The organism is Neisseria flava (assembly GCF_982712965.1).
In genome coordinates, this window is record NZ_CEXQBZ010000063.1 from 1 (window position 1) to 7,677 (window position 7,677).

The window sequence follows — 7,677 nt, forward strand, 5'->3', positions numbered from 1 at the left end:
AAATCAGAAAGGTTTTGCATTTTGAAAATGAGATTGAGCATAAAATTTTAGTAACCTATGTTATTGCAAAGGTCTCAGAATACAAAATCACAAAGGTCGTCTGAAAATATATTTCAGACGACCTCTTCATCTTCATAAGGCAACATAAAAAACTTAGATAAAAAAAACCATTCATACCAAGGGAGAAGTATGAATGGCCAATACATTGCGGGAAAACGTCTTACTTGCTGCACCGCCCAAAAGGGATAAAAGAGCGGTGTGTGTCAGCACTTTGCATTATACAAACCTTAGTATTAAATGCTGTTAAGAAGTGAAATTTTTTGAATAAATTGCTCAGAATATAAGATAAGCGTTAGTTTATTTGGATAAACGGTACATTTTCTATTATTCATATTAGTTAATTTACAACACTTCATTAAATGTAGCTTCATGAAATTAAAATTCACAGCAACATCCCAAACATTCCTATTACATACCTGTATCTTAAAAACAGGCATCTCCTACTTATTGAAATCCATTTTTTGGAGAGGGTTTCATTATTCTTTTAATAGTTTCAATACTTAGATGTCACGAGCTTCACACAAAAAAGCCCTGCATTGCAGGGCTTTTTGAGATTCCAAAAACGAATTAACGTTTGGAGAATTGTTTTGCGCGGCGTGCTTTGCGCAGACCTGGTTTTTTACGTTCAACTTCACGAGCATCGCGAGTAACGAAACCGGCTTGAGACAAGGCAGGTTTCAGCGCAGCGTCGAAGTCGATCAGGGCGCGGGTAATGCCGTGACGGATCGCGCCGGATTGACCGGTTTCGCCGCCGCCGATAACGTTGACTTTGATGTCGAACGCCTCAGCGTTTTCAGTCAGAACCAAAGGTTGGCGAACAACCATGCGGCTGGTTTCGCGGGCGAAGAATTCGTCAACGGGACGACCGTTTACGATGATTTGGCCGGTACCTTTAGTCAGGAATACACGAGCCACTGAACTTTTGCGGCGGCCTGTGCCGTAGTAGTATTTACCGTTCATGTCGTGTCCTTATTTCAATTCCAAAACTTTGGGTTGTTGTGCGGCATGGGCGTGTTCTGCACCAGCGTACACTTTCAGTTTTTTGATCATGGCGTAACCCAATGGACCTTTAGGCAACATGCCTTTTACGGCTTGTTCCAAAGCACGGCCCGGGAATTGCTCTTGCATTTCGCGGAAAGTACGCTCGTAGATACCGCCGGGGAAGCCGGAGTGACGGAAGTATTTTTTGTCTTCGAATTTGGCACCGGTTACACGCAGTTTGTCCGCGTTGATGACGATGATGTAGTCGCCGGTGTCAACGTGGGGGGTGTATTCAGGTTTGTGCTTGCCACGCAGACGGTGTGCGACTTCGGCTGCAACGCGACCCAGAACTTTGTCTTGGGCGTCGATAACGAACCATTCGCGCTTCACCTCGTGGGGTTTCGCTGAAAAGGTTTTCATAGTGGAAATCCAGATAGATATAGAAAGTTGTGAATTTTAAAGATGGGATTGGCTTTTGTCAATCGGATTGGGGTCGTCTGAAAGTGTTTTTTCTATGATGGCGTTTTTATGCATTGGGAAATGTTGTTTTTAGGTTGGAAAACATTGCTGATGTTCCAAAATATCGGGATATATTTTTTGATTTTAAGTTTGGTTTTTCAGACGACGTCGAAGCCGATGATAAATGAAAGCCATGCCGCAATCGGGCATGGCTTGATATGGGAATCCCCGCGAGAGCCGTTTTGGCTGAATCCGCTTGAACCTTGTTGACAAGGCGGTCACCTCGGGCAGTTTCGGGTGCATCTAAGGATAGACGCTCGCGCCCACTGCAACTCCCGGCAACCTTAAGCGAACTTATTGGTTCAAAGGAATATATGCCTTCGCGGACACCGCAGGGAAAAAGAAAAATCAGTTTTGTTCCAACCGCGCCAAAGCTTTTTGGCAGGCGTTGTTCATGTCGGTTATTTTACGCTCAAATTCACCTATTGCCAAATCGTCTTTGAGTGTGATTTTAAGGAGGTCGTGGACAACGTTGAGCGCGGTCATAATGGCGATTTTATCACTGCCGACAATGCGTCCGCTCTCTTTGATGGCGGCACTTTTTTTGTTGAGCATATCAACAGCTTGGAGCAGGGTATCTTTTTCTTCACTCGGGGTGTTGATGGTGAAATTGACATTCATGATGTCGAGGCTGACTTGTTCGATACTCATGGCGTGTCCTTATGATTGCGTTTCTTGCGGCAGGCGGGAAATGAGCTGGCGGATTTTTTCTGCAGTCTGCCCCAACGCGCTGCGGTATTGTTCTTTTTCGGCATTAAGATTGTCGATTTTGCCTTGAAGGTCTTCTTTGAGTTTGCCGACTTGCACGAGCAACGCTTCGCTCAATTCGTCAACGGCGGCTTCGTGTTCGCGCTTTTGTTGTTCATGCTCGAGCTTGAGGCGGTCGATTTCTTCATTAAGGCGGCGGTTTTCACCAACAAGGGTTTCAAATTTTTGGGCCAGCTGGTAAACGCTGACTTCCAAGGTGTCGAGTGATTGATTCATGTATAGGCTTCCGTATTGCCGCATGGTGGCAGGCGGTCAGGATATTAGGATGATGATGCAGGGATGTCAATCGCTGCCGAATCTTGAGGTCGTCTGAAACTTTTTAGCTTGATGTTTTCAGACGACCTTTGCCGTTCGATCTTACTCAAAGCGCGCGCTGCGCTCCATGAGCCTTTCTGCCACTTGCTGCGGGGTCATTTCCTTGCGGATGAGTTGCAGCAGGGTTTGGGTAATGGGCATATCGATTTGGTATTTCACAGCGGTGTTAAACACTTCTTCGATGGTGCTGACGCCCTCGGAAACATGGCCGATTTCCACTAACACTTGATGCAGTTCTTTGCCTTCTGCCAAACCCAAACCGACACGGCGGTTGCGCGAAAGCGCGCCGGTACAGGTCAGGATAAGGTCGCCGATGCCGGCAAGCCCCATCATGGTTTTGGGCTGCGCACCCATAGCCATGGCAAGACGGGTAATCTCGGCGAGACCGCGCGTCACCAGCGCCGCACGCGCATTGAGCCCGTATTCGAGACCGTCGGAAAGACCGGTGGCGATTGCCATCACGTTTTTGACGGCACCGCCGACAGCCACGCCGATAACGTCCGTGCTGCCGTAAAGGCGCATTACGTTGGTGTTGAGCTGCGGCACCAATTCCTCAATCCATTCCTGATTTTCTGAGGCGACAACCACGGCGCAAGGCAGTTGTTTGGCGAGTTCTTGGGCAAAGCTCGGACCTGACAGCACGCCGATTTTTTTGTTCTCAGGCAATACTTCTTTCAATACTTGGAAGGTCAATAGCCCTGTGTCTTGTTCAAAGCCTTTGCAGGCGGCAAGGACAGGGATATGGTCGGCATTGTGTTGTTTGAGGAGTTCTGCGCTGCTTCTCAAACCTGCGACAGAAGTTACGACAAGGACGAGCCCGCTGTCTTTGAGTGCATCACCCAAATCAGCGTAAACGGTTAAGGATTCAGGGAAAGGGAAACCGGGCAGGCCGTGTTTGTTTTCACGTTCTGCCTGCAATGTACGGACTTGTTCGGGATTGCGTGTCCAAAGGGCGACTTCGTTGCCGTGGCTGGCAAAGTGCAGGGCAAGGGCTGTACCCCAAGAACCTGCGCCGATGACGGTAATTTTCATTGTGTGTCTTCCAACGGTAAATTGTCGTTTAATTTAAACCAATCGGCTTGGCAGTGCAAGCGATAGAGGCCTATTCAACATGAAAACCGCATGAAAACGCAGAAGCTATCACATATATTGCTTATCTCTATTGAAAATCCAATATTGATTTACCGCAAAGGGCAAACCACGCCCGCTGTTTATACTTCGCGGACAAAAAAGCCGGACATATCAAACGGACGCAAACAAAGCGGAATGCCATTCCCTATTTTCGCCCGCCATTCATCACGGCAATCAACGGAAACGGTGCTTACTCATAATAATATCCACTACAAAAAGGAACACGCCATGAACCACCGCAACACCCGACTGCTCCTGTCGCTTGCTGTTTTATCCGCATTAGCCGCCTGTGGCGGACAGGAAAGCAAGGAACAAAAACCTGCTTCCGCACCGACCGAGGCCTCTGCCGTTCAGACGACCCCTGACGCTGCTTCAACCGCCTCAGCAGCGTCCCAAGCCGCCGTTGACAGCAACGCTTCTCCTGAAGATCAAGAGCTGCTCAAACGCGCACAAGGCATCTTCAAACCGCTGCCGAGCGCCGAAGAAATGCAGAAACTGCGCCCGTTTACCGAAGAACAGGTCAAACTCGGCCATCAATTATGGTATGAGCCGCGCCTCTCCAAAGGCAACACCGTAAGCTGCAACTCCTGCCACAACCTTGCCACTGCAGGCGTGGACAACCTGCCGACCAGCCAAGGCCATAAAGGACAGTTTGGCGGACGCAACTCCCCGACCGCTTTAAACGCCGCCCTGCTCGGCATGCAGTTCTGGGACGGACGCGCGGCTGACGTTGAAGAACAAGCCGGCGGACCGTTGGTGAACCCTGTGGAAATGGCAAACGACTCGCAAGAAGCAGCCGCTGCCAAAATCGCCAAAATCCCCGAATATCAAGAACTGTTTAAAACCGCCTTCCCCGAAGACGGCGCAGTTTCCTTCAAAAACATCACCACCGCACTGGGCGCATTCGAACGTACTCTGCTGACGCCGACCAAATGGGATGACTACCTCAAAGGCAACGTCAACGCCCTGAACGAGCAAGAGCGCAAAGGCGTGCGCGCCTTTATGGACAACGGCTGTATCGCCTGCCACAGCGGCGTCAACCTCGGCGGCGCAACCTTCCAAAAATTCGGTTTGGTTGAAGGACCGTACTGGAAATTCATCGAAGATCCGAAACACGACAAAGGCCGTGCCGACGTAACCAAAAAAGCTGAAGACGAATTCTTCTTCCGCGTACCAGGCTTGCGCAACGTCGCCAAAACTTATCCATATTTCCACAACGGCAGCGTTTGGGAATTGGACAAAGCTGTTACCATCATGGGTAAAGCGCAGCTGGGTAAAGACCTGACTCCGGAAGAAACTGAAAACATCGTTGCCTTCCTGAAAACACTGTCCGGCAGCGTTTCCGACTCCGCCCGCACCATGCCCGAACTGCCTTTGTCTGCGCCGATGGAATCCCATCCGAACAATAAATAAGCGGTAGATTTAGGGTAACGGAACCCGTTATCCTAAATTTGTGCCATACCAAACGTCGTCTGAAAAAGTTGTCCTGCTTTTCAGACGACGTTTCGATTTATGGAAACACAATATAGCTATCCCCTCGATATTCAAGCAATTCATTCCTTAAAATACCGATGTCAATCCTGTTAAGATTTCCAATAAACCCCAATCGTGGTTTATAATCCTTCTCTTACGAAACAGGGGTGCTGCCTGATGTTCAGGCGGCTGAGAAATACCCTTTACACCCGATCGGGATAATACCTGCGTGGGGAGTTTTCACGGATTCTGTCTTTCAGACGACCTTTTTTGATATGGGGTCGTCTGAAAAAGCAAAACGCTCCTGTTTCTTCTTTTCAAACGAGAAAACAGGAGCATTTTTTATGACTACGCCAAAGAAAACCGCCAAAACCTCCGGCAACGAAGCGCGTGAGCTTGCCGACTTGAGCGAAGACATCGGCATCCGCTTCAAATATCCGAACTCGGAACGCGTGTATCTGCAAGGCAGCCGCGACGACATCCGCGTGCCTTTGCGCGAAATCCGTCAAGACGACACCTACACGGCGCAAGGCACGGAAGCCAACCCGCCGATTCCCGTCTATGACACCAGCGGCGTATACGGCGATCCGGCGGCACACATCGACCTGAAACAAGGTTTGCCGCACGTCCGCACCGCATGGCTGGACGAACGCGGCGATACAGAAATCCTGCCCAAGCTTTCCAGCGAATACGGCATCGAACGCGCGCACGACCCGCAAACCGCCCATCTGCGTTTCAACCAAATCACCCGCCCACGCCGCGCCAAAGCAGGCAGAAACGTAACCCAGCTCCATTATGCACGCCAAGGCATCATCACGCCCGAAATGGAATTTGTCGCCATACGCGAACGCATGAAGCTGGACGAACTTTTCAGACGACCCGAATACGCCAAGCTCTTGAAACAGCACGCAGGGCAAAGTTTCGGCGCGAACATCCCGACCCATCCCGACCAAATCACACCCGAATTCGTGCGCCGAGAAATCGCCGCCGGACGCGCGATTATCCCTGCCAACATCAACCACCCCGAACTCGAACCGATGATTATCGGCCGCAACTTCCGCGTCAAAATCAACGGCAACTTGGGCAATTCCGCCGTAACCTCCAGCCTGACCGAAGAAGTCGAAAAAATGGTGTGGTCGCTGCGTTGGGGCGCAGACACGATTATGGATTTGTCCACAGGCGCGCACATCCACGAAACGCGCGAATGGATTATCCGCAACGCGCCCGTCCCCATCGGCACCGTGCCCATCTATCAGGCTTTGGAAAAAACCGGAGGCATCGCCGAAGATTTGACTTGGGATTTGTTCCGCGACACCTTAATCGAGCAGGCGGAACAAGGCGTGGACTATTTCACCATACACGCGGGCGTGTTGCTGCGCTATGTGCCGATGACCGCCAACCGCCTCACCGGCATCGTATCGCGTGGCGGTTCCATCATGGCGAAATGGTGCCTCGCCCATCATCAGGAAAACTTCCTCTACACGCATTTCGACGAAATCTGCGAAATCATGAAAGCCTACGACGTGTCGTTCAGCCTCGGCGACGGCCTGCGCCCCGGCTGCATTGCCGATGCCAACGACGAATCCCAATTTGCCGAGCTGCACACCTTGGGCGAATTGACCGCCAAAGCGTGGGAACACGACGTACAAGTCATGATCGAAGGCCCCGGCCATGTCCCGTTGCAACGCGTCAAAGAAAACATGACCGAAGAGCTGCAACACTGCTTTGAAGCGCCTTTCTACACACTCGGCCCGCTCGTTACCGACATCGCCCCCGGCTACGACCACATCACTTCGGGCATAGGCGCGACCAATATCGGCTGGTACGGCACAGCCATGCTCTGCTACGTTACCCCGAAAGAGCATCTCGGCCTGCCCGACAAAGAAGACGTGCGCACCGGCATCATCACCTACAAACTCGCCGCCCACGCCGCCGACCTTGCCAAAGGCTGGCCGGGCGCACAGTTGCGCGACAACGCCCTGAGCAAGGCGCGTTTCGAGTTCCGCTGGCGCGACCAATTCCGCTTAAGCCTCGACCCCGAACGCGCCGAAAGCTTCCACGACGAAACCCTGCCCGCCGAAGGCGCGAAAATCGCCCACTTCTGCTCAATGTGCGGCCCCAAATTCTGCTCGATGAAAATCACGCAGGAAGTGCGCGACTACGCCGACAAGCAAAAAGCCCAACGGCAGGGCATGGAAGAAAAAGCGGTCGAGTTTGTGAAGAAAGGGGCTGAGATTTACAGTTGATAAAAAGGTCGTCTGAAAAGTTTTCAGACGACCTTTTGGTTTTATTGGAAACCTGAAATTTTGGGCATATAAACCAATCTGCTCCATTTCTGACGGAGCTCCTATCCTCCGCAGCTATTCTAAGACAGGTGGAAATTCATCAAAAATTCCAAGAAACAGGTATTTGAAAAAGGCTTCCGGAATT

Annotated in this window: 7 protein-coding genes, 1 other RNA gene and 1 riboswitch; of the genes, 2 read left to right on the forward strand and 6 right to left on the reverse strand. The window is 50.9% G+C overall.

Annotated features, from left to right (window positions below):
- Positions 1-627: 627 nt before the first annotated feature.
- The 6 genes from rpsI to AC5M9B_RS03850 all read right to left on the reverse strand — a co-directional run bounded on the left by rpsI (position 628) and on the right by AC5M9B_RS03850 (position 3,675).
- A complete protein-coding gene (rpsI, locus tag AC5M9B_RS03825; RefSeq protein ID WP_003744048.1) occupies positions 628-1,020 on the reverse strand; it encodes a 30S ribosomal protein S9 in 393 nt (130 codons plus the stop codon).
- A gap of 9 nt (positions 1,021-1,029) precedes the next feature.
- Complete coding sequence (gene rplM / locus AC5M9B_RS03830) at positions 1,030-1,461, reverse strand: 50S ribosomal protein L13 (protein ID WP_003744049.1); 432 nt, start codon at positions 1,459-1,461, stop codon at positions 1,030-1,032.
- A gap of 260 nt (positions 1,462-1,721) precedes the next feature.
- A non-coding RNA gene (ssrS, locus tag AC5M9B_RS03835) (6S RNA) lies at positions 1,722-1,901 on the reverse strand.
- A gap of 7 nt (positions 1,902-1,908) precedes the next feature.
- On the reverse strand, positions 1,909-2,211 hold the full coding sequence (locus AC5M9B_RS03840; RefSeq protein WP_003744050.1) for a cell division protein ZapA: 303 nt from the start codon (positions 2,209-2,211) through the stop codon (positions 1,909-1,911).
- A 9-nt stretch (positions 2,212-2,220) separates the two neighbouring features.
- Positions 2,221-2,544: a hypothetical protein gene (locus AC5M9B_RS03845; protein ID WP_045073161.1), complete on the reverse strand. Its 324-nt coding sequence runs from the start codon at positions 2,542-2,544 to the stop codon at positions 2,221-2,223.
- Between the two features lie 141 nt (positions 2,545-2,685).
- Positions 2,686-3,675, reverse strand: coding sequence for an NAD(P)H-dependent glycerol-3-phosphate dehydrogenase (locus AC5M9B_RS03850; RefSeq protein ID WP_060975563.1), 990 nt, complete (start codon positions 3,673-3,675; stop codon positions 2,686-2,688).
- Positions 3,676-4,002: 327 nt separating this feature from the next.
- On the opposite strand from AC5M9B_RS03850, the gene AC5M9B_RS03855 reads away from it, so the two are divergent.
- Together AC5M9B_RS03855 and thiC are read left to right on the forward strand one after the other, a co-directional pair.
- On the forward strand, positions 4,003-5,187 hold the full coding sequence (locus AC5M9B_RS03855) for a cytochrome-c peroxidase (RefSeq protein ID WP_487648277.1): 1,185 nt from the start codon (positions 4,003-4,005) through the stop codon (positions 5,185-5,187).
- Between the two features lie 213 nt (positions 5,188-5,400).
- Positions 5,401-5,500, forward strand: a riboswitch (TPP riboswitch).
- A gap of 91 nt (positions 5,501-5,591) precedes the next feature.
- Positions 5,592-7,493 (forward strand): phosphomethylpyrimidine synthase ThiC, encoded by a 1,902-nt coding sequence (thiC, locus tag AC5M9B_RS03860; RefSeq protein WP_045073155.1) that lies wholly within the window; start codon positions 5,592-5,594, stop codon positions 7,491-7,493.
- Positions 7,494-7,677 lie beyond the last annotated feature (184 nt).